This window comes from Variovorax sp. 01T439_2, from assembly GCF_056398445.1.
In genome coordinates, this window is the sequence record NZ_JBFTPJ010000990.1 from 1 (window position 1) to 2,101 (window position 2,101).

The 2,101-nt window shown below is 67.8% G+C and carries 2 protein-coding genes and 1 pseudogene; all 3 read left to right on the forward strand.

Features of this window, described 5'->3' with window-relative positions:
- A pseudogene (locus AC1DOC_RS30830) lies at positions 1–273 on the forward strand (benzoyl-CoA 2,3-epoxidase subunit BoxB); the annotation flags it as partial.
- A 128-nt stretch (positions 274–401) separates the two neighbouring features.
- Positions 402–1,688, forward strand: coding sequence for a benzoyl-CoA 2,3-epoxidase subunit BoxA (gene boxA / locus AC1DOC_RS30835; protein WP_436299193.1), 1,287 nt, complete (start codon positions 402–404; stop codon positions 1,686–1,688).
- Positions 1,689–1,698: 10 nt separating this feature from the next.
- The coding region (locus tag AC1DOC_RS30840) for a MaoC family dehydratase (RefSeq protein WP_478131242.1) at positions 1,699–2,101 on the forward strand (403 nt) is incomplete at its 3' end.

Sequence of the window (2,101 nt, forward strand, 5' to 3'; positions counted from 1 at the left end):
ATCCCCACGCGCCTGACCGTGCCGCACAAGGCCTTCAACCGCCAGATCGGCGCGCTCGCGGGCATCAAGATGTCGCCCGAAGGCCGCGTGGTGAACGAGGTCGAATGGGCCGCCAAGCGCAATGAATGGCTGCCGAGCGCCGAAGACTTCGCTTTCGTGGCATCGTTGATGGGCCGCGTGGTCGAGCCCGGCAAGTTCGCAGGCTGGATCTCGCCGCCGGTGATGGGCATCAACCGCCAGCCGGTGGATTTCGAGTACGTGCGTTTCGGTTGATTGGTATTGGTATTGCTCCTTCCCCTCCCGGGGGAAGGCTGGGATGGGGGCCAGCAGCGCGACCACGACAAGCGCCGCAAGCCCCCACCCAACCCTCCCCCGAAAGGGGAGGGCTCTAGGAGAACAACATGGACATGGCCGTTGAAGCCGGGGTCATCAAGCAGCACCTGATCGACCCCGAGATCTGCATCCGCTGCAACACCTGCGAGGCCACCTGCCCCGTCAACGCGATCACGCACGACGACAACAACTACGTCGTGCGCGCCGACATCTGCAATGGCTGCATGGCCTGCATCTCGCCGTGCCCCACGGGCTCGATCGACAACTGGCGCACCATGCCGCTGGTGCGCGCCTACACGATCGAGGAACAGCTCACCTGGGAATCGCTGCCCGCGGAGCTCACGCCCGAGGAGCTCGAGGCCGCGGGCGTTTCCGCCTCCGAGGCTGGCGATGAAGCCGCGCCGGCTGCCGCGCCCGCATCGAGCCAGACCGCCGTCGACGCCATCGAGCCGGTCTTCAACTCGGCCCAGTACGGCGCCACCGTGCCGCCCTGGTCGGCCGCGCACGCCTACACCAACCTCTTTGCGCCGAAGTCGCCGACCACGGCCACCGTGGTGGGCAACTTCAACTGCACCGAGGCGGGCTTCGACAGCGAGACCCACCACATCGTGCTCGACTTCGGCGTGGTGCCGTTCCCGGTGCTCGAAGGCCAGTCGATCGGCATCGTGCCGCCGGGCGTCGATGCCATCGGCAAACGCCACCATGCACGCCAGTACTCGGTGGCCAGCCCGCGCAACGGCGAGCGGCCCGGCTACAACAACGTGTCGCTCACCGTGAAGCGCGTGACCGAAGACCACCAGGGCGACCCGGTGCGCGGCGTGTGCTCCAACTACGTCTGCGACCTGAAGGTGGGCGACACGGTGCAGGTGGTGGGGCCCTTCGGTTCCTCGTTCCTGATGCCGAACCATCCCAGGTCGCACATCGTGATGATCTGCACCGGCACCGGCAGCGCGCCGATGCGCGCCATGACCGAATGGCGCCGGCGCCTGCGCAAGAGCGGCAAGTTCGAAGGCGGCAAGCTCATGCTGTTCTTCGGCGCGCGCACGCAGCAGGAGCTGCCGTACTTCGGCCCGCTGCAGTCGCTGCCCAAGGACTTCATCGACATCAACCTCGCGTTCTCGCGCACGCCGGGCCAGCCCAAGCGCTACGTGCAGGACCTGATGCGCGAACGCGCCGCCGACCTGGCCGCGTTGCTGAAGGACGGCGCGAGCCACTTCTACGTGTGCGGGCTCAAGAGCATGGAAGAGGGCGTGGTGCTTGCCTTGCGCGACGTGGCGAAGGAAGCGGGCCTGGACTGGGACACCGTGGGCGCCGCACTGAAGCGCGAAGGCCGGCTGCACCTCGAAACCTATTAAGCTGCGGCGAATGAAGTTCGCCGACTTCCACCCCGGCCAGGTCATCGAGGCCGGGCCCTATGTCGTGTCCGAAGCGGAGCTCATCGGCTTCGCGCAGGCCTACGACCCGCAGTGGTTCCACACCGACGCCGTCGCCGCGGCGGACAGCGCCTTCGGCGGGCTGATCGCGAGCGGCTGGCACACCTGCTCGATCGCGATGCGGCTCGTGGTCGATGCCGCGCTCAGGGGCTCGGAATCTTTTGCCTCGCCGGGGCTCGAGCATGTGCGCTGGCCGCATCCGGTGCGGCCCGGCGATGCCTTGCGGCTGGTGGCCGACGTCATCGAGGCGCGGCGCTCCGAAAAGCGGCCGACGCTCGGCATCCTGCGCTGGCGCTGGCGGCTCTTCAACCAGCGCGAGCTGATGGTGCTCGACG